Source organism: Lentzea sokolovensis (assembly GCF_033949975.1).
GTDB classification, from domain to species: Bacteria; Actinomycetota; Actinomycetes; order Mycobacteriales; family Pseudonocardiaceae; genus Lentzea; species Lentzea sokolovensis.
This window is the reverse complement of the sequence record NZ_JAXAVU010000014.1, coordinates 699,231-722,379: the sequence shown is the minus strand read 5'-3', so window position 1 is coordinate 722,379 and position 23,149 is coordinate 699,231. Positions and strand designations below refer to the sequence as shown.

Sequence of the window (23,149 nt, the reverse complement as noted above, 5' to 3'; positions counted from 1 at the left end):
CAGAAGCGCTCTTCCTACCTGCTCGCGACCTGCCCCGTCGACCGCCGAAAGTCGTGACCGGCCAGTGGGGACGCCGTGTCGAGGAACGGGTTCGGGTTCGCCGGGCACACCGTTCCCACCGCGGGCAACGCTCCGCTGAGCAGGTAAGAGTGGATGTGGTCGATGGCGCACTGACTGCGCCGGTACGCGATGTGCCCCCAGCCCGCGTACTCCAGCAGCCGGCTGTGGGGCAGCTGCTTCGCCACGGCCTGCGCGCCCCGGAAGTCCGTGGAGCCGTCGAACCGGTTGCCCACCACCAGAACCGGCGCGGACGTGCGCGCCCGCCACGGCCCGGTGTAGCGGTCTTCGTTCACCGGCCAGTTCGCGCACGCGCTGGTGCTCCACCACCAGTAGGGGCCGAACTCCGACCCGGCCTCCGCGTAACGGGAGACCGCGCGGTACTCGCCGAAGGTGCGCGGGAACTCGGTGTCCGCGCACGTGGTGCCCAGGTTGGCGTCGAAGAAGTTGTCGTAGACCGGAGCCGACGCCGTCGACGGGCTCGCAGCCGCGTCGGAGAGCTGGTCCAGCACCGCGGCGACGTCCGTCCAGCTCTCCGAGGCGAACCCGGCGAACAACGCCCACTGGATCACCGCGTCGTAGGTCCACACCTCGGTGCCGAGCGTGATCGGCTTGGCGCGCACCGAGTCCAGCAGAGCCTGCCACCGTTGCTCCGAGTTCGGTCCGAACGCGCACGAGGCCTCGTCGCAGAGCCGGAAGAACTCGTCGAGCACCTCTCTCGTGGCGATCCGATCGGACTCGATCTGCCGCCCGCTCGACCAGAGTTCGGGGTTCAGCACGCCGTCGATCGCGAGGGCGCGGATGTTGTCCGGGAACATGTTCGCGTAGGTCGTGCCGATGTACGAGCCGTACGAGGTGCCGAAGTAGGTCAGCTTGCGGTCGCCCAGCGCGCGCCGCAGCAGGTCGAGGTCACGCACGACGTCGGCGGTGCTCATGTGCCGTGCGATCGGCTGGTCGCATTTGGCCGCCAGTGAGCGGTAGCGGTCGAAGAACGGCCGTTGTTGCGCCCGCTCGTACGGGAAGATCGGGCCCGCGGCCAGGAACTCCGCCCGCTCCTCGTCGGAGGCGAAGCAGCGCAGCGGGTTCGACCGGCCGATGCCGCGCGGGTCGAAGCCGACGACGTCGAACCGGCCCCGCACCCCGGCCGACATCTTCTCGCCCCACGCCCACACGTGGTCGATCCCCGACGCGCCGGGCCCGCCGGGGTTGAAGAGCAACGAGCCGATGCGTCCTGCCCGGTCGGTGGCGGGTTTGCGGGTCAGTGCCACCGCCGTGGTCGCGCCGCGCGGGTCGTCGTGGTCGAGCGGCACGATGATCGTCGCGCACTCGAATCCGGGGCGTGACGGCTCGCACGCGCTCCAGACGACCGGCGGAGCGGCGGGCGCGGCCTGAGCCGGTGGCGCGAGGACGACCACGAGCGCCACCACGGCGCCGAGCACGGAGAGACGCATGGAGCGTTCATAGCCGCGCTTAGTCAGGCCGTCGATGCTTTTGGCGAACTCCCAGATGGTCGGCGATCTGGTCGTGGATGGGCGTGCCCATCACGATCGGGTTCGCGGGGGGAGCCTGGGTTGTTGGTCCAGGTGCTTCCTGGGTCTCCGGCATGGGGGGAGCGTAGGCATGGTCATTGACACCTCAAGGACGCTGATCAAGAAATCACCAGGGTCATACCCCAAGAGGTGAATCCGGTTCCCCCGATCTATACCGAGCGTGGGACAGGAGGGCTGCTACGTGACTACCTGTGGGTGGTACCGATCGAGTGAATCAGTATTCCTCTGCAACGTGGAATCTCATCGGCCGGACACGGGGTTTGCGTGATCTCGCGGAGATGCTGAACGATCGGGTTCAAGGTCGGACGAGTGTGGAGCGTGGGCGATGGTCAGCGGTAAGCCGGGCATCGCCAAGCGGCAGCTCATCCTGCTCACCGGCAGGTCGCACCCGGAACTGGCCGAGGCCGTGGCCAAGCACCTCGGCGTCGCCATCACGCCACAGGCCGCCTACGACTTCGCCAACGGCGAGATCTTCGTGCGCTTCGAGGAGTCGGTGCGCGGCGCGGACGCGTTCGTCATGCAGAGTCACAGCGCGCCCGTCAACGACTCGCTGATGGAACAGCTGCTGATGGTGGACGCGCTGAAACGCGCCTCGGCCAAGCGCATCACCGCCGTCGTGCCGTCGTATCCGTACGCGCGCCAGGACCGCAAGTACGCCGGACGCGAGCCCGTGTCGGCGCGGCTGGTCGCGGACATGTTCAAGACCGCGGGCGCCGACCGGATCGTGACGGTCGACCTGCACACCGCGCAGGCCCAGGGCTTCTTCGACGGCCCGGTCGACCACCTGCACGCGATGTGGCTGCTCTGCGAGCACGTCCGCGGTCGCTACCAGGGCGAGGACCTCACGATCGTCTCCCCGGACGCCGGCCGAACCAGGCTCGCCGAGAAGTGGGCGGACCTGCTCGGCGGCTGCCCGATCGCGTTCATCCACAAAACGCGCGACCCGTTGCGCCCCAACGAGATCACCTCCAACCGCGTCGTCGGCGACGTCGAGGGCCGCACCTGCGTCGTGGTCGACGACATGATCGACACGGCGATGACGAGCTCGACGGCGGCACGGCAGCTGCTGGAGCAGGGTGCGAAGGACGTCGTCCTCGTGGCCACGCACGGCGTGCTGTCGGGTGAGGCCCACGACCGGCTCATCGCGAGCAAGGCCCGCGAGGTGATCCTCACCGACACGCTGCCGATCCCGCACGAGAAGCGGTTCCCCGGCCTGAGCGTGCTGAGCATCGCGCCGTTGCTGGCGCGGGCGATCGGCGAGGTCTTCGAGGACGGCTCGGTGACGTCGCTGTTCGACGGCAACGCCTGACTTCCGGGAAGCTCGCGCCGCCGTCCCGTGTTGGTATGGGGCATGGGCGACTTGCGAGTGGAGACCTCGGCGAAGCGGGTCCGTGCGTACTTCGGTGGCGAACTGGTCGTGGACACGACCTCGCCGCGCCTGGTCTGGGAGGTCCCGTACTACCCGGCCTACTACCTGCCCCTGTCCTCGGTGCGCGTCGAACTGAGGCCGACGGGGGAGACCAGGGGCGACGGCGTGGTCCACGACGTCGTCACGCGGTCCGGCACGGCCGAGGGCGCCGCGCTGACCTATCCGGACTCGGCGGAGCTGCGGGACCTGGTCCGGTTCGAGTTCGCGGCCATGGACGAGTGGCTGGAAGAGGACGAGCCGATCTACGTCCACCCGCGTGACCCGTACAAGCGGGTCGACGTCCTGAGCAGCTCACGGCACGTGCGGGTCGCGTTGGACGGGGTGACCCTGGCGGCCTCGTCGCAGCCGCGGATCCTGTTCGAGACGAGCCTTCCGCCGCGCTACTACCTGCCGTTGAGCGACGTTCGGTTCGATCTGCTCAGGCCGTCGGACACGCGGACGCAGTGCCCGTACAAGGGGACCGCCGCGTACTGGTCGGTCGAGGTGAACGGCGTGACCCACGAGGACCTCGTCTGGATCTACCGGGAGCCGCTGCCGGAGAGCCAGAAGATCGCCGGAATGGCGTGCTTCTACAGCGAGAAGGTCGACCTCTTCGTCGACGGCGAGCTCCAGGAGAGGCCGAAGAGTCCCTGGTCATAGCTACTCTCGGCGAGACTTAGTTCACACACTGCAAACTTGCAGTGACTGCAAAACAATCCGTACCCTTGCCCTCGTGAACCAGCCGGGGGAGAGCCTGCGCGACCGCAAGAAGCGCCGCACGCGTGCCGCGCTCGAGCGGGCGACCGTGCGTCTCGCCGCCGAGCGGGGCTACGACCACGTCACCGTGGAGGAGATCGCCGCCGAGGCCGACGTCTCGGTGCGCACGTTCTTCAACTACTTCGCGAGCAAGGACGAGGCGCTCATCGGCGCGGACCCCGAGGCGGGCCCGCGCATCGCCGAACGCATCCTGGCCTTCGCCGACGACGTCTCGCCGTTCGACGCGTACCGGCGCTCGATCCTCGCGGAGATCACCGACGAGCTGAACAACGCACGCGACCTGTGGCTGCTGCGCAAGGAAGTCCTGATGCAGCGGCCGGACCTGCTGGTCCGCGCGTTCGCCAACAGCGCCGAGTCCGAGCAACTGCTCGCGAACGCCGTGGGACAGCGGGCGGGGCTGCCCGAGTCCCACGTGTACCCGCGGCTGCTGGTCGCCGCCGGGAGCGCCGCTTTCCGTTGCGCCGTGACGCGATGGGCCCTGGACGACAGCGTCGCGCTGGGCGAGCTGGTCGGCGAGGCGCTCGGCCTGTTCGGCACCGGGCTGGCCCACGTACCGCACCACCACGAAGGGGGATCATGAGCACCGAGGCAGAAGCAACACCGGTCCACAGCAAACGGGAAGTCGTCCAGGCCATGTGGGGCCTGATGCTCGGCATGTTCGTGGCCATCCTCGCCGGCACCGTCGTCTCGAACGCGTTGCCGCGCATCGTCTCCGAGCTCGAAGGCTCGCAGTCGATCTTCGCGTGGATCGTGACGACCGAACTGCTCGCGATGACCGCGACCGTGCCGCTGTGGGGCAAGCTCGCCGACCTGTACAGCCGCAAGCTGCTGATCCAGGCGTCGCTGAGCCTGTTCGTCGTCGGCTCGCTGATCGCGGGCTTCTCGCAGAACATCGAGATGCTCATCATCAGCCGCGTCGTGCAGGGCCTGGGCGCCGGTGGCGTCACGGCACTCGCGACGATCGTGATGGCCGCGATGATCCCGCCGCGTGAGCTCGGCAAGTACTCCGGCATGTTCGGCGCGGTGTTCGGCGTCGGCACCGTCGCGGGCCCGCTGATCGGCGGCGTCCTGGTCGACACCTCGTGGCTCGGCTGGCGCTGGTGCTTCTTCATCGGCATCCCGTTCACCCTCGCCGCGATCTACATGCTGCAGCGCACCCTGCACCTGCCGGTCGTGCGCAACGAGAAGACGAAGATCGACTACCTGGGCGCGTTCCTGATCGTCTCCGGCGTCTCGACCCTGCTGATCTGGTCCTCGCTGGCCGGCCAGAAGTTCGAGTGGGCGTCGGCCTGGACCGCAGGCCTGGTGTCGCTGGGCGTGCTGCTGCTCGTGGCCGCCGTCCGCGTCGAGGCCACCGCGCACGACCCGATCGTGCCGCTGTCGATCTTCCGCAACCGCACCGTCTCGCTGGCGACCATCGCCAGTGCCCTGGTCGGCATCGCGATGTTCGGCGGCACGGTGTTCCTGTCGCAGTACTTCCAGCTCTCGCTCGGCAAGACGCCGACCCAGGCCGGCCTGCTCGGCCTGCCGCTGATCTTCGGCCTGCTCGTCTCGTCCACCGTCGCGGGCCAGCTCATCACGAAGTTCGGCAAGTGGAAGGCGTTCCTGGTCGCCGGCGGCGTGTTCATGGTCGGCGGCATGCTGCTGCTGTCCACGATCACCGCGCAGACGACCGTGTTCATGGTGTCCGTGCACATGTTCGTGCTCGGCGTCGGCGTGGGCCTGATGATGCAGAACCTCGTCCTGGCCGCGCAGAACGACGTGCCGGCTCGCGACCTCGGCGCCACCACGTCCACGCTGACGTTCTTCCGCTCACTGGGCGGCGCGATCGGCGTCTCGGCGCTGGGCGCCGTGCTCGCGAGCAAGGTCTCGTCCCTGGCCGCCGAGAAGTTCGGCGCGATGGGCGGCACCGGCGGCGAGAACAAGGTGCCGGACATCTCGGTGCTGCCGCCGGAGATCAAGGCCGTGATCGCCGACATCTACGCGACGGCGACCGCGGAGATCTTCCTGGTGGGCGCGCCGTTCGCGCTGCTCGCGCTGCTCGCGGTGGCGTTCATCAAGGAGAAGCCGCTCAAGGAGACGAGCGGTGACGACCGGCTGGCGGCGGAGATGGCCGCGGGTCACTGATCGTTGCTCGTTGCCGAGGCCCTCGACCTTCGTGGTCGGGGGCCTCGACGCGTTCAGAGCTCCGGGAGCGGGTCGGCGCCAGGCGCGAACGGCGTCCAGCGTCCGACCTGCCGTCCGGTCCAGCAGGGCGGACCCCTGACTTTCGTCGGGGGTCCGCCCTGCCTTTCAGGCCGGGTCTCTCCGCCCGTCGATCCCTACGTTCTGTCCCATGAACATCTGGGGTGCGGCGCTCACGCTGCTCGTTTCCACCTACATGGGTGAGGCCTCCTATCCGGGCGTCGCCGTCGCGATCACCAAGGGGGACCAGGTGGTCGCGGTCCAGGGCTTCGGGCACGACTCCACCGGCGCCCCGATCACCGAGAACACCAAGATGGCGATCGCCTCGGTCAGCAAGTCGTTCACGGCGCTGGCGGTCCGGCAGCTCGCGGACGCCGGCAAGATCGACCTCGACCGGCCGGTGTTCGACTCGCGCGTCACGCCGCGTCAGCTGCTCGCCCACAAGTCGGGGATCAGCGACCGGACGTTGCCGGAGAAGAGCCTGAAGCAGCCCGGCAGTCCGGCCGAGGCGGTGGAACGGGCGCGCGAAGCCCTCCAGAAAGCCGTGCCCGACAACGAGTTCCGCTACACCAACACCAACTACCACCTGGCCGCACGGCTGGTCGAGGTGGCGTCGGGCGAGAACTTCAACGCGTACCTGAAGAAGCACGTCTTCGAGCCCCTGAACATGAAGGACACCGTCGCGATCGACGTGACGCCACGCGATCTGCCGCCGGACTACCGCGAGGGCTACGGCTACGCGTACGGGTTCTCGATCCCGCTGACCGAACCGGACAGGTTCGTCACGGGCTCGGACGGCGTGATCACCACGGCCGCGGACATGGGGAAGTGGCTGGCCGCGCAGCCGAAGCTCGCTCCGCAGGACGGCATGGGCTGGGAGGCCGACCAGCAGGGACGGTTGCGGCACAGCGGGATCTGGTTCACCGGCACGGCCGGGCAGCTGCTGACGTCGTCCGGGTACGGCATCGCGGTCATGGCGAACAGCGGGATCACGCTCGGCAACGAGGGCACGTACGGGCTGGAGAACGGGATCGCCGACGTCGTCGAAGGCAGGACGCCGCCGGAGCCGGAGTCGTACCGGTTGCTGACCGATCTGGTGCTGGCCGCGTTCACGCTGTTGTCGGTCGGGCTGGGGATTCGGGCGCGGAGGAGGCCACGGCGGTTCCACAAGGCGTGGCAGGTGCTCAGGCTCGTACCGCTGGGCATCCTGCTGGCGTTGCCCACGCTGCTCGGGCTGCTGTACGGCGGCGGGCGCGACATCACGTTCTTCCAACTGGCGCACTATTCGCTGCCGCTTGTGGTGTGGTTGGGCGTGTCCAGCGTGATGAACCTGAGTGTCGCGGTCGCGAGGTGGCGGCGATGAGGACGGCGGCGCTCGCGGGGTGTGTGGCGGCGGCGGTCGCGGTGTCGTTCGCGATGCAGACCAGCGTTCCACCGTGGACGGTCGCGGTGTGGGGGCCGTTGTTCGTGATCTCGTTCCTGCTCGGGCGCCGCACCGAGTCCGGCTGGACGGCGCTGGTGCTGGTGGGGGCGGTCGTCGGTGGGCTGATGGCGTTGGCGGTGGTGGGGCTGTCGGTCGCGTTGCCGTGGTTCCTCGGGCGGGTCGCGCACCAGCAGGCCGCGTTGGCCGCCGCCACCGTCGAGGCCGCTCACTTGCGCGAACGCACCCGGATCGCGCACGAGGTCCACGACCGGCTCGGGCACGAGCTGAGCCTGCTCGCGTTGCGGGCGGGTGCGCTGGAGATGACGCTGCCCGCCGCGCACCAGGCCGCCGCCGCGCAGCTCCGGGAGACGGCGGCCGACGCCACGGAACGGTTGTCGGAACTGGTGTTCCTGCTGCGCGACGGCGAGCCGCCGTCCGACCACGACCTCCAGGATCTCGTGGACCGCGCGGTGGCGGCAGGGATGCACGTCGAGTTCTCGGCAGACGGCCCGATTCCGTCCACAGTGGAACCGACGGTCCGCAGAGTCGTGCAGGAGGCGCTGACGAACGCCGCCAAGCACGCGCCGAAGTCGTTGCTGCGGCTGAGCATCACCACCGACGAGGCCGCGACCGTGGTCGAGGCGGGCAACGACGCCGGACGTCGGCGCGGTGCGGGCAGCCGGTTGGGCCTGGTCGCGTTGCGCGAACGGGTGCGGCTCGCCGGGGGTAGCCTGCGCGTCAGTCGTGGCGGCGGCCGGTTCGAACTGGTCGCCGTGCTACCGCACTCGGGGGACTCGTGATTCGCGTACTGCTCGCCGACGACGAGACGATGGTGCGCGCGGGCGTGCGCGCCATCCTCGGCTCCGACCCCGAACTGGACGTCGTCGCGGAGGCATCGGACGGACGCGAGGCGATCGACCTCGCGTTGAAGCACCGGCCGGACGTCGTGCTGCTGGACATCCGGATGCCGCGCCTCGACGGACTGGAGGCGGCGACCGAGCTGGCACGGCTGGGGTTCGGCGTCGCGATGCTCACGACGTTCAACGACGACGGCTACCTGGAACGGGCGCTGGACGGCGGCGCGCGCGGATTCCTGCTGAAGTCAGGCGATCCGCGCGAACTGATCGCGGGTGTGCACGCGCTCGCGTCCGGCGGCGCCTACCTGGCGCCGAAGGTGGCGGCCCGGATGATCAGCCGGTTCCGCGGCGGCCGGGTCGGGCAGGCGCGCACACGGGTCGAGACGTTGACCGCACGGGAACGCGACGTGCTGGCGTTGCTCGGCCAGGGCCTGTCGAACGCGCAGATCGCCCGCCGACTCGACCTGGTCGAGGGCACGGTGAAGGGGCACGTGAGCGCGATCCTGAGCCGCCTGGGCGCGGAGAACCGGGTCCAGGCGGCGATCATCGCCCACGAAGCGGGCCTCTAGAACGGGAAGTGGCCGTGCTCGCTCGCGACGGTGACCCAGCGGGTCGCGGAGAACGCCTCGATGCCCCACCGGCCGCCGAACCTGCCGTAGCCGCTGGACTTCACGCCACCGAACGGCGCCTGCGGCTCGTCGTCCACCGTCTGGTTGCCCACGTGGACGATGCCGGTCCGGATCCGTTGCGCGAGAGCGAGACCGCGCCGCGAGTCCTCGGTGAGGATGCCCGCGGTGAGACCGTGCTCGGTGTCGTTCGCGATGGCCACGGCCTCGTCGTCGTCGGCGACGGGGACGACGATGACGGCCGGGCCGAAGATCTCCTCCTGGAAGACGCGCATCGACGGAGTCACACCGTCCAGCACGGTCGCGGCCCCGTTGCCGCCGGCGCGCACGGTGGCGCCGGCCTCGACCGCCTCGGCCACCAGCGCGGCGACCCGGGAAGCGGACCGCGGGTTGATCATCGGGCCGATCACCGTGCCGGGGTCGGCGGGATCGCCGTGCGGCAGTGACCCGACCTTGGCCGCGAGCTTCGCGGTGAACTCCTCGGCGACCGACCGGTGCACCAGGATGCGGTCGGTCGACATGCAGATCTGGCCGGCGTTGTGGAACGCGCCGAACGTCGCCGCGTCGACGGCGTGGTCGAGATCGGCGTCGTCGAGCACCAGCAACGAGTTCTTGCCGCCGAGCTCCAGCACGGCGGGCTTGAGGTGTTGCGCGGCAAGGGTTCCGACGATCCGGCCGACCTCGGTCGACCCGGTGAAGTTCACGGCGCGCACACGCGAGTCGGTGATCAGCGCCTCGGCGACCGCGGCGGCGTCGGCGGGAGCGTTCGTCACGACGTTCAGCACGCCCGCCGGCAGCCCGGCCTCGCGCAACACGTCGGCGATGAACAGCCCGGCCGCGATCGGCGCGTCCTCGCTGGGCTTGAGCACCACGGTGTTCCCGGCGGCGAGCGGCGCCGCGACGGCCCGCGCGCTCAGGATGACCGGCGCGTTCCACGGCGCGAACGCCGCGACGACGCCGAGCGGTTCCCGGACGGCGAGCGACAGCTGGCCGGGCACCTCCGTCGTCAGCACCTCGCCGACGGGCTGGGTGACGGCCGCGGCCGCCTCGCGCAGGATGTTGGCCGCCAGCATGACGTTGAACCCGGCCCACCCGCCGACACCGCCGACCTCGGCGGCCATGACCGCGACGACCTCGGCCGTCCTGGCCTCCAGTCCGTCCGCGGCTCGCAGCAGGATCCCGCGCTTCACCGAGGGGGTCGTCGCCGACCACTCCGGGAAGGCCGCTTGAGCAGCGTCGACGGCCCGTGTGACGTCCGCGGGACCGGCAGCCGCCACAACGGCGTACACCTCGCCGGTGAAGGGGTTGAGATCGTCGGTGGTGCGGCCGTCCAGCGCGGGAACGCTGTCGCCGCCGATGAGGAGCTCACGCTTGTCGCTTGCCACGGTTGAGGATTCAACCGTCAGACGGGGTGATCATCCAAGTCCGGCTTCCGGTGGATGGAAACTGGGCTCCAGCATCCGGGCGATACCCCGTGCCGCCACCTGCAACGCCGCCACGAGTCGCGCCCGCACGTTGCGCAGGTCCGGCACCACGATCCCGAGCGCCGCGACGACGTGCCCCTCCACCTCGACCGGCACCGCCACGCTGCACGCCCCGAGCGTCATCTCCTCGAACGTCTGCGCGTACCCGTCGCGCCGGATCCGGTGCAGCTGCGCCCGCATCCGGCCGGGCTCCGTGACCGTGAACGCCGTGATCCGCGTCAGCCCGTGCGTGAGCACCTCTTCCTGAATCTCCGCGGGCGCGTGCGCGAGCAACACCTTCCCGACCCCGGTGGAGTGCAAGGGCAACCGGCTGCCGGTCGAGCTCACGATCGGCACCGACGCGTGTCCCGACACCCGATCGAGGTACAGCACCTCGGTACCCTCCCGCACGGCCAGGTGCACCACCGCCCGCGTCGCCGCGTGGATGTCGTGCAGGAACGGCTCCGCCACCCGGCTCAGCTCCACCTCGCCGGCCGCGAGCAACCCGAGACGCCAGATCCGCCGCCCGATCACGTACTCGCCCGAGTCCAGCCGCCGCACCGCGCCCCACTCCGCGAGCTCGGCCAGCAGCCGGTGCGTGGTGCTGATCGGCAACCCGCTGCGCCGCGCCATCCCGCTCAGGGTCTGGCGGCGGTGCCTGCTGTCGAACGTGCCGAGCAGCGACAGCAGCTTGGAGGAGACGGTGGCGGCCATCCACGAATTCTGCCCGCGGTCGGGCCGGGCCACCCGAGCGAGGCCGTGGCCGACATCTGCACCTCGACCTGCGCCGCGCCTATGATCGGGCCGGTGGCCGGAACACAAGAGGGAAAACTCCACACGCTGCACAGGGCTCTCGCCGCGCACCCCGGCGAACCGGTGCTGTTCGCCGACCTGATCCGCGAGGTCTGGGGCGACACCCCGCCGACGGGCCCGCTCCCCGCGCTGCGCACCCTGGTCAAGAGGCTCCGCAGGTCCATTCAGGACGAGATCGTCACCGACGCGTCCGGCTACCGTCTCAAGGTCCGCACGCCGGGACCGTGCCAGCTTCCGGCGGACCTCCTGGACTTCGTAGGCCGCGAGCACGAGCTGGAACGCCTCGAACGCCAGGAAGGCGTCATCGCGATCACCGGTGCGCCGGGGGTGGGCAAGACCGCGCTCGCGGTGAGGCTCGCGCATCGGTTGCGGGAGCAGTACTTCGACGGTCAGCTGTACGTGAACATGCGCGCGTTCGCGTCTGGGACGCCGGTCACACCGGGGCAGGCGCTGAGCCGGTTCCTCAAGGCGCTCGGGGTGCCGCAGGCCGCGATTCCGGTGAGCCTCGACGCCCAGGCCGAGTTGTACCAGAAGAAGCTCGTCGGCAAGCGGGTGCTTGTCGTGCTCGACAACGCCGTCGAAGACATGATCGAGCTGCTGTTGCCGAACCAGCCGGGATGCCTGGCGATCCTCACCAGCCGGCACGACCTGCCCGGCCAGTTGCGGCTCGACGTGCTGGGCGATGACGCAGCGCGCGAGTTGCTGGTCAGGATGCGTGTCGAGGGCACTGATGAGGAACGCGCTGAGCTCGTACGGCTGTGCGCGCACTTGCCGCTCGCGTTGCGCATCGCGGGGGCGAACGTGGCGTACGGGCACATCGAGGACTACCTCGACGAGTTGCGTGGTGATCGGCTGACGGTGCTGGAGATCGACGGGGACGCGGCTGTACGGGCCACGTTCGACCTGTCCTACCGGGCGTTGAGCAGTGCGGCGAAGCGGGTGTTCCGGCTGGTCGGGCTGTCTCCTGGCGCGGACATCGGGGTCGACGCCGTCACGGCGCTCGCGGGGAGTGCTTCCGGCGCGCAGCTCGACGAGCTGGTGCGGGCCGGGCTCATTGACCACGTTGGCGGTCGTTACCAGCTGCATGACCTCATCAGACTGTTTGCCGCTGACGCTGCGGACGGCGACGACCGGGTCCGGCTGCTCCACAGTTATTCGTGGTATTTGAGGACGGCCTACAACGCCATTGGCAAGGTGATCGCCGAGTTGAGCTTGATCACCGACCCCGATCTGAGCGGGGCATGCCTCGAGTTCGAGGGCCGGGAGGACGCCACGGCGTGGCTGGAGGAGGAGCACGCCAACCTGGTCGCGGCCGTGCTCGCCGCGCCGTCGCCGTACGCGCAGCAACTCGCCGACGTCGTCCGGATCTACCTGCACGTCGGGCGGTTCGAGACCGAGAAGGCGCTGGTGTTCGAGGCCGGGCTGCGGGCGGCACGGGCGGCGGGTGACCGGGCTGGGCAGTGTGCGGCGTTGTTCGGCCTGGGCATGTCGGCGTGGGGGCGTGGCGAGTACAGCGGCGCGCTGGACTGCTACGAGGCGGCGCTGGAGCAGGCGGACGATCCCGGCTCGATCGCGACGATCAGGAACAACTTCGGGCTCGTGCACCTGGAGCTGGGCGAGGTCGCGCAGGCCCGTGCCCAGCTCACCGAGGCGCTCGCACTGCGCCGGCAGATCGGTGACGAACGCGCGGCGGCCAGCACACTGATGAACCTCGGCATCTCCCACGGCGCCAGGGGAGAGCTGCGTGAGGCGGCGCGGTACATCGAGCAGGCGTACGAGGTCTGCGCGCGGCACGGCATGAGCAACCAGCGTGCGCTCGTCCTGGACAACCTGTCCGTCGCCTACTTCGAGCTGGGCGAGCTGGACAGGGCGCTGGACGCGAGTCTGGAGTCCGTCCGTCTGCACACCGAGGAGGACCATCCGCGGGCCCTCGCGAACGCACTGGCGAGCCTCGCCCGCATCCGTGCCGAACGCGGCGAGATCGACGAGGGCCTGACCGTGGCCAGTCGCTGTTTCGAGGTCTCGCGCGACGCCGAGCACCCCAAGTCGCGGATCGACTGCCTGGTCGCGATGGCCGTGCTGGAACCGGAGAAGGCGGGGCAACACGCGGGCGACGCGGTCGAGCTCGGGCGCAAGATCGGCTACGAGCCCGGCGTGATCACCGCGTCGATCTTGCTCGCTCAGGCCACGGGATCCGTCGAGCTGATCGACGCGGTGCTCACCACGATCCGCGAGACCGACAGCTTCATGGACCACTCACGCGCATTGCTGGCCCGCGCGCGCATCACCGGTTCCGTTGACACGGCACGAGAAGCGCTGCAGGCGGCGGAGGACCGCAGTCAGGCGAAGGTCGCTTCGGACGCGCGATCGTTCCTGGCGACGGGGTGACATATCTCGGTGAGGGCTGGGACAGCACGGCGGAGCTGGTCGACGGGTGGGTGGTGCGCCGCCCGCGCCGTCCGGAGATCGGCCCGCAGTTGCTGCGCGAGGCGGCGGTGATGCCCTGGCTTGCGCCCCGGTTGCCGTTGCCCGTGCCCGTTCCCGAGATCGTGTCCCAGGAGCCTGTGGTCGTGCGGCACGCGCTGGTGCGGGGCGAACTCGTGTCGTTGACCGCGGTGCAGGGCCGGCAGCTGGGGGAGTTCCTGCGGGCACTGCACGCGGTACCGGTCGAGGAGGCCGCGCGACGAGGCGTCGGGCCGATGCCGTTGCCGATCGACAGGTTCCGCGCGGAGGTGCGGGTTCCTGGCGGCGCGGAACTGCTGGCCGAACTCGATGGCCTGCCCGCTGACACTCTCGTGCACGGCGATCTCGGCCCCGAACACGTGCTGGGCCGCGACGGCGTGCTGACCGGCGTGATCGACTTCGGCGACCTGCACGTCGGCGACGCGGCGATCGACCTCGCCTGGGCGCTGCACTCCACGCCGCCCGAGTTCGCCGGCGCCCTCGCCGAGACCTACGGGGTCACGCGGGAGCTGCGGGAGCGGGCGTTGATCTGGCATCGGCTCGGACCGTGGCACGAGGTTCTGCACGGCAACGACATCGGCGACCCCGAGGTGGTGGAAGTTGGGCTGACCGGAGTACTCGAACGGCTGAGAACCGGGTAACCCCGTGCTGACAGCCACGATCGAGGAGGACGACATGCCCTGGGTTCGCCGCCACCGCCGCAGCGCCCCGTACAGCTTCTTCCGCAGCACCACGGTCCGCAGCCACTACCGCAGGCCGGCGGGTTCGATGTGGATTCCGATCGTCGTCGCGATCGCCGTCATCATCCTGCTCATCGCCTTGTTCTGAGGGTAGTGTCGAGGGCATGGGACAGTTGGGCGAGTTGTTCCCGGGCCCCAAAGTCCGCCGCGAGGCGACGGACGCGGGCACCGGTGAGGACTACGAGGAGACCGGACCGCTCGATCTGACGGCGGGCGCGGTGCGCTTGAGGCCGCGCCCGAAGCCGGTTCCGGCGCCCGAGAGCGACGAGTGATCACCGGTACTACCCTTGGCCGGTGCTAGCCGGCCTGCTCTTCCTCATCCCCGCCCTTTTCTTCGTCATCGGGATGGTGCGTGACCGCCGCAGGCTGAGCAACGCCGTGTGGCTCGGCATCGCGCTCCTGATGCTGCTGTTGTTGCTGGCGGAGGCCGGACGGGACAACCCGGTCCTGAGCCTGCCGCTGCTGCTCGCGTTCATGCTGGCCGTGCTCGGCCTGCTGCTGCTTCCGCTCGCGTTGCTGGCCAACGGCCTGGTGATGGTCCGCCGCGAGGGCCGGTCGCTGGGCAACCTGCTGTCGCTGCTCGCGGGCCTGGCCCTGCTCGGCGAGATGATCTACTTCTTCTGGGGCATCGCCCAGCCCAACGACTGGATCCGCGGCACCGCCATCGGCCTGTTCCTGATGTCGGCGTACATCGCGTTCTTGTTCGTGAGCCTCCTGCTGTACTCCGTCATCTACGGCCGCACGGGCCGCCGCCACGGCTTCGACGGCATCGTGGTGCTCGGCGCGGGCCTCATCGGGTCCCGCGTGCCGAAGCTGCTGGCGAACCGGCTCGACCGCGCGATGCGGCTCTACCACCGCGAGCGCGAGGCCGGCCGGTCACCCGTGATCGTCGTGTCAGGCGGGCGGGGCGCGGACGAGGACGTCTCCGAGGCCTTCGCGATGCACGAGTACCTCCTCGAACGCGGCGTGCCCGACGCCGACGTCGTGATGGAGGACCAGGCGACCACGACCGAGGAGAACCTGCGCTACAGCAAGGCTTTGCTCGCCGAACGAGGTCTCAACGGCCGGGTCGTCGCGGTCACGAACAACTACCACGTGTTCCGCACCGCCGTGCTCTCCCGCAAGCAGGGCCTGCGGTTGCAGGTCATCGGCGCGCCCACGGCCTGGTACTTCGTGCCGAGCGCGTTCCTGCGGGAGTTCGTGGCGCTCCTGGTCCGCAACCCCGTCGTGCACGGCCTGGCATGCGCCGTGCTGATGGCCGGCGGGCTCGCGCTGACCCAGATCGGTTAGTGGCGTGGCCTAGAACGTTGCCGGGCGAATTCGCGGTCAGACGGGTGCATGGCGGTGCCGCGAGGTGCCCTGCCGAGCGTGAATTACCAGCCAACGTTCTAGGCCATGCGGTTAGCCCAGGAGCGCCTTCATCTCGGTGATCTCCTGCTGCTGACCGTCGATGATGGCCTGAGCGAGCTTCTTCGCGCCCTCGTCCTTGCCCTGGGCCAGCTCGGTCTTCGCCATCTCGACGGCACCTTCGTGGTGCTTGATCATCATGTCGAGCCACAGCCGGTCGAACTCGGCGCCGCTGGACTTCTCCAGCTTCGCCATGTCGTCGTGGCTCATCATTCCGGCCATGTCGTGGCCTGTGTGGTCCTGCTCGGCAGCACCCCACTGCTGGAGCCACTCGTTCATCTGAGCGATCTCCGGGTCCTGCGCCTTCTCGATGCGCGAGGCGAGGGAGCGGACCTTGTCGTTGCTGCTGCGCGACGGCACGAGCTTCGCCATCTCCAGCGCCTGCTCGTGGTGCGGGACCATGCCTTGCGCGAACGTGACATCGGCAGCCGTGTTCGCGGGACCGCCGCAGGCGCTCAACATGAGCATGCCGACGACAGCCCCGATGAGGGACTTCTTCAAGGGATTCTTCTTCTCTCTGCGTTTGTGGACAGTGCTGAACGGACTGACGAACTCAGTTCCGCAGCACGCAGAGAGTCGTGAGGAGCTGTCTTCCGCTCGGTGGCGGACGTTGAGGGGTGCTCAGCGGCGTTTCGGCGGGAGGGGCCGCGAGCCGGGGGAGTGCCGTCCGGACCAGGAACCAGCCCAGCAGCACCACGGCCGCGGCGACCAGCACCGCGAGGCACAGGTGCAGCAGGTCGTGCTCGTGCGGCTGTTCAGGTTCCTGCTGGTGGGACATCGTGTGCTCGGCGTGCGGAGTCTCCGCCGCTGCGACATGGTGCATACCGACGACCGAGAACACGAGCGCGCACAGCAACACCCACTGGGTGAGCCGGCGCCTCGTCATGTGACACACCCTACGGGGGTATCGCTTGATACGTATACCCCCTAGGGGTATTGTTCGGCGCGACGCTGAAGGAGGAGGAGATGGACCACGCTCCCGCGAGTCTGACCAGGCAGGCGATCTCCGCGACGCTGCACTGCCTCACCGGTTGTGCGATCGGCGAGGTGCTCGGCATGGTCATCGGCACGGCGCTGGGCTGGGGCAACCTCGCCACGGTCGTGCTGGCCGTCGTGCTCGCGTTCGTGTTCGGCTACTCGCTGACGATCCGCCCGGTGCTGCGCTCCGGTCTCGCGTTCAAGGCCGCGCTCGGGGTGGCACTGGCCGCGGACACCGTGTCGATCGCGGTCATGGAGATCGTCGACAACGCGGTGATGCTGCTCGTGCCCGGCGCGATGAACGCCGGTCTCGCGAACTGGGTGTTCTGGGCGGCGCTGGTGTTCTCGCTGGCCGTCGCGTTCGTGGTGACGGTGCCGGTGAACCGCTGGATGATCTCGCGCGGCAAGGGCCACGCGGTCGTCCACCAGCACCACCACTGAGAGGCCGGGGCGCGAACGCCCCGGCCTTCCTCCTTGGTCAGGCGCGGGTGAACGTCATCACCCAGTTCGTCTCCCAGGTCTCGCCACCGTCGTAGGAGAACTGCTGCTGCCAGACCGGCTCGGCGCCCGGCGTCCAGTCGAACCGCACCTTCACCGCGTGCCCGCCGACCACGTCGTCACCGAAGAACACCCCGTGCCCGTCGTCGAACCGACCCTCCAGGGGCGGGTCGAGGTGTCCGGGAGCGCGGGTGGACGCCCACCAGATGCGCCAGACGTCGGCGGCGGGGTCGTACTGGCGCAGGGTCATGCCCTCCCAGTCGTCCGCGAAGACGCTGTCGATGATCGCCGCGCCGCCCAGGAGGGGTCTGGCTTCGGCCCGCGTCTCGAACTCGACCCACTCGGTGCCGCGGCCGACGATGTCGGCGATCTTGCGGTTGGCCACCCGCCACCGGCCGTGCAGGAAGTTGAAATCGTTCTCACTCATGGAAAAGACGCTAAACCGATTCACTGACACCTTTTGTCAGTGATCGACTATTGACGCAAAGGTCTGGACCATTTTACCGTTCCGGGCAGTGGCCGCCGCCCTAGCCAGGAGGTCCTTTCCCTTGCGACTGCTCGCCAGAGTGGTCCCGGTGCTAGCTCTGCTAGCCGGGACCGTGATAGCCGTGACCAACGCGCCCACCGCAGCCGCAGCCCACGAGGACTGCCGGCCGGACGGGCTGTACAAGACGCCGGGTGTCGAATCGCCGTACTGCACGGTCTACGACACCGCCGGCCGCGAGAACCTGGGGGACAAGTCCAGACGTGTCATCGGGTACTTCACCAGCTGGCGGACCGGCAAGAACGGTCAGCCGGGGTACCTCGCCAAGGACATCCCCTGGAACAAGGTCACGCACCTGAACTACGCGTTCGCGCACATCGACGCCCAGAACAAGATCTCGGTCGGCGCGAACGACGCGAACAACTCGTCCATCGGCATGGAGTGGCCGGGCGTCGCCGGCGCCGAGATGGACCCGTCGCTGCCCTACAAGGGGCACTTCAACCAGCTCACGAAGTTCAAGAAGCAGAACCCGAACGTCAAGACGCTGATCTCGGTCGGCGGCTGGGCGGAGACCGGCGGCTTCTTCAACGCCGACGGCACGCGCAACGCGTCGGGCGGCTTCTACAAGCTCGGCCAGAACCAGGCGGCGATCGACACCTTCGCCGACAGCACCGTGGAGTTCCTGCGCAAGTACGGCTTCAACGGCGCTGACATCGACTACGAGTACGCGACGTCGAACAACCACGCCGGCAACCCGGACGACTTCTGGATCTCCAACGCCAACCGCGGCACGCTGTGGGCCGGCTACCAGGCGATCATGAAGACGCTGCGCGAAAAGCTCGACCGCGCCGGTGCCGCCGACGGCAAGCACTACCTGCTGACCGCCGCCGTGCCCGCCTCCGGCTGGCTGCTGCGCGGCCAGGAGGCGTACCAGGTCGTCAAGTACCTCGACTACCTCAACGTCATGAGCTACGACCTGCACGGCTCGTGGAACCAGTTCGTCGGCCCGAACGCCGCTCTCTACGACGACGGCAAGGACGGCGAGCTCTCGGCCGGTGGCGTGTACACGGCACCGCAGTACGAGGGCATGGGGTACCTGAACACCGACTGGTCCTACCACTACTACCGCGGCGCCATGCAGGCCGGACGCATCAACATCGGCGTGCCGTTCTACTCGCGCGGCTGGCAGGGCGTCACCGGTGGCACGAACGGGTTGTGGGGCAAGGCTCCGCTGCCGAACCAGTCGCAGTGCCCGCCCGGCACCGGTTCGTCGGTCGGCTCGACCACGCCGTGCGGCAACGGCGCGGCCGGCATCGACAACCTCTGGCACGACGTCACCGCGGGTGGCGCCGAGGTTCCGTCCGGTGTGAACCCGTTGTGGCACACCAAGAACCTGGAAGCCAAGATCACCGGTTCGTACTCCGCGCAGTACGGCCTGGACCCGGTCAACGACCCGGCCGACCGCCTCACCGGCACGTACGCGCCGTACTACGACTCGACGCTGAAGTCGCCGTGGCTGTGGAACAACGACAAGAAGGTGTTCCTCTCCACCGAGACCGAGCAGTCGATCGCGGAGAAGGCCAAGTACGTCAAGGACAAGGGCCTCGGCGGCATCATGATCTGGGAGCTCGCCGGCGACTACAGGTTCGACTCCGCGAAGAACGAGTACTTCATGGGTGACACGCTGCTGTCGACCATCAACACCGGCCTGAACGGCGCCGCGCCCTACGGTGCCCAGAAGGCCACGACGCAGCAGACCCAGTCTCTGGCGGTCGACGTGGACGTCTACGGCTTCGCGCTGGGCGACAACAACTACCCGATCACGCCGAAGATCAAGTTCACGAACCGTTCCACCGTCACCATCCCCGGTGGCACGAAGATCGCGTTCGACTACGGCACCAGTGCGCCGGGCAGCATGGGCGACCAGTCCGGCTTCGGGCTGAAGATCGTGTCGAAGGGACACAGCGGGTCCAACGTCGGCGGCCTGAAGGGCGACTTCCAGAAGGCGGAGCTCACGCTGCCGTCGTGGCAGTCGCTGGCACCGGGCGCGTCGATCGACGTGACCGTCAGCTACCAGCTGCCGATCTCGACGCCGTCGAACTTCGTGTTCACGTTCGGCGGCCAGTCGTACGCGATCACCGCGGACTACCCGCGCATCGGTGGCGGCAACCCGCCGACCTCCACCACCACGTCCACGACCACCACCACGACGACCACGACTACGACCACCACGACGACCACCACGAACCCGCCGGCCTGCTCGCTGCCCGCGTGGGAGCGCGGCAAGGTCTACACCGGTGGCAACGAGGTGGCGCACAACGGCCGCAAGTGGCGTGCCCAGTGGTGGACCACGGGCGAGGAGCCCGGCACCACGGGTGAGTGGGGCGTCTGGCGCGACCAGGGCGCCTGCTAGCGCTCCCTGAGTTCTCTCCGGCTCGAAGTCAGGAAACTGTCAGGCGCGGGGCTTAGGCTGTTCATCGTGACCGCCCAAGACCCGCGCCTGCAGGAACTCCTGCTGCTCCGCAAGGTCCGCGACCGGATCGACCGCGAGTACCGGCAACCGCTGGACGTCGCGGCGCTGGCTCGCGGCGTGCACCTGTCCGCGGGGCATCTGTCGCGCGCGTTCCGCGCGGCGTTCGGCGAGTCGCCCTACAGCTACCTGATGACCCGCCGCATCGAGCGGGCCATGGCGTTGCTGCGCCGGGGCGACATGTCCGTCACCGACGTCTGCTTCGAGGTCGGCTGCACCTCGCTCGGCACGTTCAGCACCCGCTTCTCCGAACTGGTCGGCATGTCCCCGAGCCAGTACAGGAAGGTCGCGGGTGAGGACGGGCAGGGCATCCCGAACTGCCTGGCCAAGGCCGTGATGAGGCCGATCAGGAATCGAGAAGCGGCGACCGGTCCGTCCGATTAGGTTGACCGGCATGTCAGTCATCATCGCCGCTGCGTTCCTGCCCGCAGACGACCCCGAGAAGTCGCTCGGCTTCTTCCGCGACGCGCTCGGCTTCGAGGTCCGCAAGGACGTCGGCCAGGGCACCATGCGCTGGATCACCGTGGGCCCACCCGATCAGCCCCAGACCGGCATCGTGCTGCACCCGCCCGCCGCCGACCCCGGCGTGAGCGACGAGGAACGCCGCACCATCGCCGTTCTCATGGCGAAGGGCGTCTACACGGCGCTTTCGCTCGCCACCAAGGACCTGCAGGGCACTTTCGACCGTGCGCGCGCATGGGTTGAGAAGTCAGGTGCGGGCGAGGTGCTGCAGGAGCCCGAAGACCAGCCGTGGGGCGTGCGCGACTGCTCGTTCCGAGACCCGGCCGGCAACCTGGTCCGCATCAACCAACTCTGAACGTGGTGCCCGGCGCGGCGTAGTCGACCTGCCCCGTGTACCGGGCCGAGGCACGGGCGACCGCTTCCTGCGAGGTCAGGAAGCGGCCCACGTGCGTGACGACCAACCGTCCCGCGCCCGCCTGGGATGCCGTCTCACCTGCGTCTTCTGGCGTGTGGTGGGCCATGTCCGGCGTCTTCTCCGCGCTCTCGGCCTCGCACAGCAGCACGTCGGTGCCGCGGGCGAGTTCGACGAGCCTCGGGCACGCCGCGGTGTCACCGGAGTAGGTCAGCGAGCGGCCCTCCGCCTCGATCCGCACGCCGAAGGCGGGGATGCCGTGCTCGACCGCCGCCGTGGTCAGCCGCAGCGAGCCGACCGTCGTCTGGTGGCCGTCGTGCAGTTCGGTGATCGCGAACGCGTCCTCGATCGGGCTGCGCACCGGCCCGTTGGTGAGGAACCCCGCGAGGCGGTCGGCGATGCCGGGCGGCCCGTACAGCGGGACCGGGTCACGATCGATGTCCGCGAACAGCAGGGCGTAGTAGGCGGTGAGCAGGTCCGCGCTGTGATCGGCGTGCAAGTGCGAGATCCAGATCGCGTCCAGGTCCTCCAGCCGCGCGTGGCGCTGCAACGGGCCGAGCGTGCCGGTGCCGGCGTCCATCCACACGCGAGTGTCGCCGTGCGACACCAGATAGCCCGAACACGGGTTGTCCGTGCGCGGGTACGGCGTCGCGCACCCGAGCACGGTCAGGCTGAGGTCCATCGGTCAACCGTAGATCAACGGGCCCGCGTTCCCTTGAGCTTCACCAGTTCCGACTCGAAGAGGTTCTGCTCGACCTTGAGCGTGCCGGGCGTCGCCACGTCCGGCCGGCTCATGTACGACTGCGTCGCGGAAGGCCGTCCCACCAACGAGAACCGCAGTTGACCGGTGAGTCCCAAGGTGTCGATGGCGTTGGTCTCGTGGAACGCCCGGAGCACGCCGTCGCGAGTGAGGTCCTTCTTCTCGCACGCCTTCTCCAGCACGGCCACGTACGCCAGCGCGACCGTGTAGCCGTGCACGGTGTTCAGCGAGCCCGGTTCGCCCGGCCACCGTTGCTGATAGCCGTCGCGGAGTTCGCGGACGCCCTGCGCGTCGGCATTCCACGGCGCGACCGGCGACGTGAGCAGGACCTGCTGGGTGAAGACGGGTGCCACCGGAGACTGCATGATCGCCGGGTCGTAGCTGACGGCGCTCGACAGGATCGGCACCGTCCAGCCGAGCTGTGCGGCGATGCCCACGGCCGCGGCTGTCTGCGGTGGGGTGAGGCTGAGCACGAGCACCTTGGCGTCGGCGGCCTTCAGGGCGGCGATCTGCGTGGCCAGGTTCGCGGTCGTCTCCGTGACCGCCTGCTCCGAAATCCTCATGTCCCAGTTCTCCGCCACGAACCGGCTGCCCTCCAGCGCGTTGTCGCCGAAGCTGCCTTTGAGGTGCAGGTGACCGATCATGTCGCCGGTGTTCAACGCGCCCTTGCGCTTGTAGTGGTCGAGGCCGTTGATGATGTCGAGGTCGTAGGTGGTGCCGACGATCATCATGTGCGGGTTGCCCAGCAGGGAGGCCGCCCACGAGCCGGGCACGGTGAGCGCCCGCGTCTGCATCAGGTCGGGCTCGATGGCCGCGGTCATCGGCTGGCCGGTGACGTCGATGAATCCCAGCACCTGCGGTTCGAGCTCGAAATAGCCGTCCAGTGCCTTCTGAACGTCGTAGGCGTGGTCCTTCTGCTTCAGTTCGATACGCCGGCCGCACACGCCGCCGCGTTTGTTGACCTGCTCCAGATAGAGTTCATATCCGCGAATCCGGAGAACTGAAGTCCCTTTGAAGGGACCGGTCATGTCAGTCAGAACACCGAGTGAGATTGCCTCGTCGGTGACGCCGGGGCCGGTCCTGACCGGCTGATTCATCTGGTCATTCCCTGCGCAGCCGGTGAGCGCCGCCAGTAGGAGGACAGTGGGCAAGAACAGCTGACGAATGGACATTCCAGGCCTTGTCGCGGGAGAAATGAATCAGCGGCGGGGCCGAAGTATTGAACAGGAGGCCGGTGGTCGTCCAATTTTGTGGCCC

The 23,149-nt window shown here is 69.0% G+C and carries 24 protein-coding genes; 16 read left to right on the top strand and 8 right to left on the bottom strand.

Features of this window, described 5'->3' with window-relative positions; translation table 11 throughout:
- Positions 1 to 14 precede the first annotated feature (14 nt).
- Positions 15 to 1,508 (bottom strand): alpha/beta hydrolase, encoded by a 1,494-nt coding sequence (locus SK854_RS37205; protein ID WP_319979836.1) that lies wholly within the window; start codon positions 1,506 to 1,508, stop codon positions 15 to 17.
- Between the two features lie 424 nt (positions 1,509 to 1,932).
- Between SK854_RS37205 and SK854_RS37200 the strand changes: the two genes are divergently transcribed.
- From SK854_RS37200 to SK854_RS37170, 7 genes are all read left to right on the top strand, one after another.
- A complete protein-coding gene (locus SK854_RS37200) occupies positions 1,933 to 2,916 on the top strand; it encodes a ribose-phosphate diphosphokinase (RefSeq protein WP_319979835.1) in 984 nt (327 codons plus the stop codon).
- A gap of 42 nt (positions 2,917 to 2,958) precedes the next feature.
- On the top strand, positions 2,959 to 3,675 hold the full coding sequence (locus SK854_RS37195; RefSeq protein ID WP_319979834.1) for a DUF427 domain-containing protein: 717 nt from the start codon (positions 2,959 to 2,961) through the stop codon (positions 3,673 to 3,675).
- A 73-nt stretch (positions 3,676 to 3,748) separates the two neighbouring features.
- Complete coding sequence (locus tag SK854_RS37190; RefSeq protein ID WP_319979833.1) at positions 3,749 to 4,372, top strand: TetR/AcrR family transcriptional regulator; 624 nt, start codon at positions 3,749 to 3,751, stop codon at positions 4,370 to 4,372.
- Positions 4,369 to 5,919 (top strand): MDR family MFS transporter, encoded by a 1,551-nt coding sequence (locus SK854_RS37185; RefSeq protein WP_319979832.1) that lies wholly within the window; start codon positions 4,369 to 4,371, stop codon positions 5,917 to 5,919. The genes SK854_RS37190 and SK854_RS37185 overlap by 4 nt, the downstream gene beginning before the upstream one ends.
- Positions 5,920 to 6,127: 208 nt before the next feature.
- Positions 6,128 to 7,339 carry a serine hydrolase domain-containing protein gene (locus tag SK854_RS37180; protein ID WP_319979831.1) on the top strand — a complete coding sequence of 404 codons (1,212 nt, stop codon included), beginning with the start codon at positions 6,128 to 6,130 and terminating at the stop codon, positions 7,337 to 7,339.
- Complete coding sequence (locus SK854_RS37175; protein WP_319979830.1) at positions 7,336 to 8,199, top strand: sensor histidine kinase; 864 nt, start codon at positions 7,336 to 7,338, stop codon at positions 8,197 to 8,199. The genes SK854_RS37180 and SK854_RS37175 overlap by 4 nt, the downstream gene beginning before the upstream one ends.
- Complete coding sequence (locus SK854_RS37170; protein WP_319979829.1) at positions 8,196 to 8,825, top strand: response regulator transcription factor; 630 nt, start codon at positions 8,196 to 8,198, stop codon at positions 8,823 to 8,825. The genes SK854_RS37175 and SK854_RS37170 overlap by 4 nt, the downstream gene beginning before the upstream one ends.
- On the opposite strand, the gene SK854_RS37165 is transcribed toward SK854_RS37170, so the two are convergent.
- Both SK854_RS37165 and SK854_RS37160 read right to left on the bottom strand, forming a co-directional pair.
- The gene (locus tag SK854_RS37165; protein ID WP_319979828.1) at positions 8,822 to 10,267 is read right to left on the bottom strand and encodes an aldehyde dehydrogenase family protein; all 1,446 of its coding nucleotides are present in this window, start codon (positions 10,265 to 10,267) and stop codon (positions 8,822 to 8,824) included. The two genes, SK854_RS37170 and SK854_RS37165, sit on opposite strands and share 4 nt — an antisense overlap.
- A 30-nt stretch (positions 10,268 to 10,297) precedes the next feature.
- The gene (locus SK854_RS37160) at positions 10,298 to 11,059 is read right to left on the bottom strand and encodes an IclR family transcriptional regulator (RefSeq protein ID WP_319979827.1); all 762 of its coding nucleotides are present in this window, start codon (positions 11,057 to 11,059) and stop codon (positions 10,298 to 10,300) included.
- A gap of 93 nt (positions 11,060 to 11,152) precedes the next feature.
- Between SK854_RS37160 and SK854_RS37155 the strand changes: the two genes are divergently transcribed.
- The 5 genes from SK854_RS37155 to SK854_RS37135 are packed head-to-tail and all read left to right on the top strand — an operon-like array spanning position 11,153 to position 15,651.
- Positions 11,153 to 13,546, top strand: coding sequence for a tetratricopeptide repeat protein (locus SK854_RS37155; RefSeq protein ID WP_319979826.1), 2,394 nt, complete (start codon positions 11,153 to 11,155; stop codon positions 13,544 to 13,546).
- Positions 13,543 to 14,262: a phosphotransferase gene (locus SK854_RS37150; protein ID WP_319979825.1), complete on the top strand. Its 720-nt coding sequence runs from the start codon at positions 13,543 to 13,545 to the stop codon at positions 14,260 to 14,262. The genes SK854_RS37155 and SK854_RS37150 overlap by 4 nt, the downstream gene beginning before the upstream one ends.
- 34 nt (positions 14,263 to 14,296) lie before the next feature.
- A complete protein-coding gene (locus SK854_RS37145; protein ID WP_319979824.1) occupies positions 14,297 to 14,449 on the top strand; it encodes a hypothetical protein in 153 nt (50 codons plus the stop codon).
- A gap of 16 nt (positions 14,450 to 14,465) precedes the next feature.
- On the top strand, positions 14,466 to 14,633 hold the full coding sequence (locus tag SK854_RS37140; protein ID WP_177320962.1) for a hypothetical protein: 168 nt from the start codon (positions 14,466 to 14,468) through the stop codon (positions 14,631 to 14,633).
- 22 nt (positions 14,634 to 14,655) lie between these two features.
- Positions 14,656 to 15,651: a YdcF family protein gene (locus SK854_RS37135; protein WP_319979823.1), complete on the top strand. Its 996-nt coding sequence runs from the start codon at positions 14,656 to 14,658 to the stop codon at positions 15,649 to 15,651.
- 111 nt (positions 15,652 to 15,762) lie between these two features.
- Here the strand turns inward: SK854_RS37135 and SK854_RS37130 are convergent, their stop codons facing one another.
- Together SK854_RS37130 and SK854_RS37125 are read right to left on the bottom strand one after the other, a co-directional pair.
- Positions 15,763 to 16,269, bottom strand: coding sequence for a DUF305 domain-containing protein (locus SK854_RS37130; RefSeq protein WP_406601872.1), 507 nt, complete (start codon positions 16,267 to 16,269; stop codon positions 15,763 to 15,765).
- 52 nt (positions 16,270 to 16,321) lie between these two features.
- Positions 16,322 to 16,654 (bottom strand): hypothetical protein, encoded by a 333-nt coding sequence (locus tag SK854_RS37125; RefSeq protein WP_319979822.1) that lies wholly within the window; start codon positions 16,652 to 16,654, stop codon positions 16,322 to 16,324.
- Positions 16,655 to 16,734: 80 nt separating this feature from the next.
- On the opposite strand from SK854_RS37125, the gene SK854_RS37120 reads away from it, so the two are divergent.
- Positions 16,735 to 17,187 (top strand): DUF4396 domain-containing protein, encoded by a 453-nt coding sequence (locus SK854_RS37120; protein ID WP_093606187.1) that lies wholly within the window; start codon positions 16,735 to 16,737, stop codon positions 17,185 to 17,187.
- A 37-nt stretch (positions 17,188 to 17,224) separates the two neighbouring features.
- Here SK854_RS37120 and SK854_RS37115 read toward each other — a convergent pair whose 3' ends face one another.
- Positions 17,225 to 17,671 carry a hypothetical protein gene (locus SK854_RS37115; protein WP_319979821.1) on the bottom strand — a complete coding sequence of 149 codons (447 nt, stop codon included), beginning with the start codon at positions 17,669 to 17,671 and terminating at the stop codon, positions 17,225 to 17,227.
- A gap of 181 nt (positions 17,672 to 17,852) precedes the next feature.
- On the opposite strand from SK854_RS37115, the gene SK854_RS37110 reads away from it, so the two are divergent.
- From SK854_RS37110 to SK854_RS37100, 3 genes are all read left to right on the top strand, one after another.
- Positions 17,853 to 20,141 carry a glycosyl hydrolase family 18 protein gene (locus tag SK854_RS37110; RefSeq protein WP_319979820.1) on the top strand — a complete coding sequence of 763 codons (2,289 nt, stop codon included), beginning with the start codon at positions 17,853 to 17,855 and terminating at the stop codon, positions 20,139 to 20,141.
- 66 nt (positions 20,142 to 20,207) lie between these two features.
- Positions 20,208 to 20,642 carry a helix-turn-helix transcriptional regulator gene (locus tag SK854_RS37105; protein WP_319979819.1) on the top strand — a complete coding sequence of 145 codons (435 nt, stop codon included), beginning with the start codon at positions 20,208 to 20,210 and terminating at the stop codon, positions 20,640 to 20,642.
- Positions 20,643 to 20,652: 10 nt separating this feature from the next.
- Entirely contained in the window at positions 20,653 to 21,075 is a 423-nt protein-coding gene (locus tag SK854_RS37100; protein WP_319979818.1) for a VOC family protein, read from the top strand.
- Here SK854_RS37100 and SK854_RS37095 read toward each other — a convergent pair.
- Positions 21,062 to 21,814: an MBL fold metallo-hydrolase gene (locus SK854_RS37095; RefSeq protein WP_319979817.1), complete on the bottom strand. Its 753-nt coding sequence runs from the start codon at positions 21,812 to 21,814 to the stop codon at positions 21,062 to 21,064. The genes SK854_RS37100 and SK854_RS37095 overlap by 14 nt on opposite strands.
- Before the next feature lie 14 nt (positions 21,815 to 21,828).
- The gene (locus tag SK854_RS37090; RefSeq protein WP_319979816.1) at positions 21,829 to 22,989 is read right to left on the bottom strand and encodes an ABC transporter substrate-binding protein; all 1,161 of its coding nucleotides are present in this window, start codon (positions 22,987 to 22,989) and stop codon (positions 21,829 to 21,831) included.
- Positions 22,990 to 23,149: the final 160 nt, after the last annotated feature.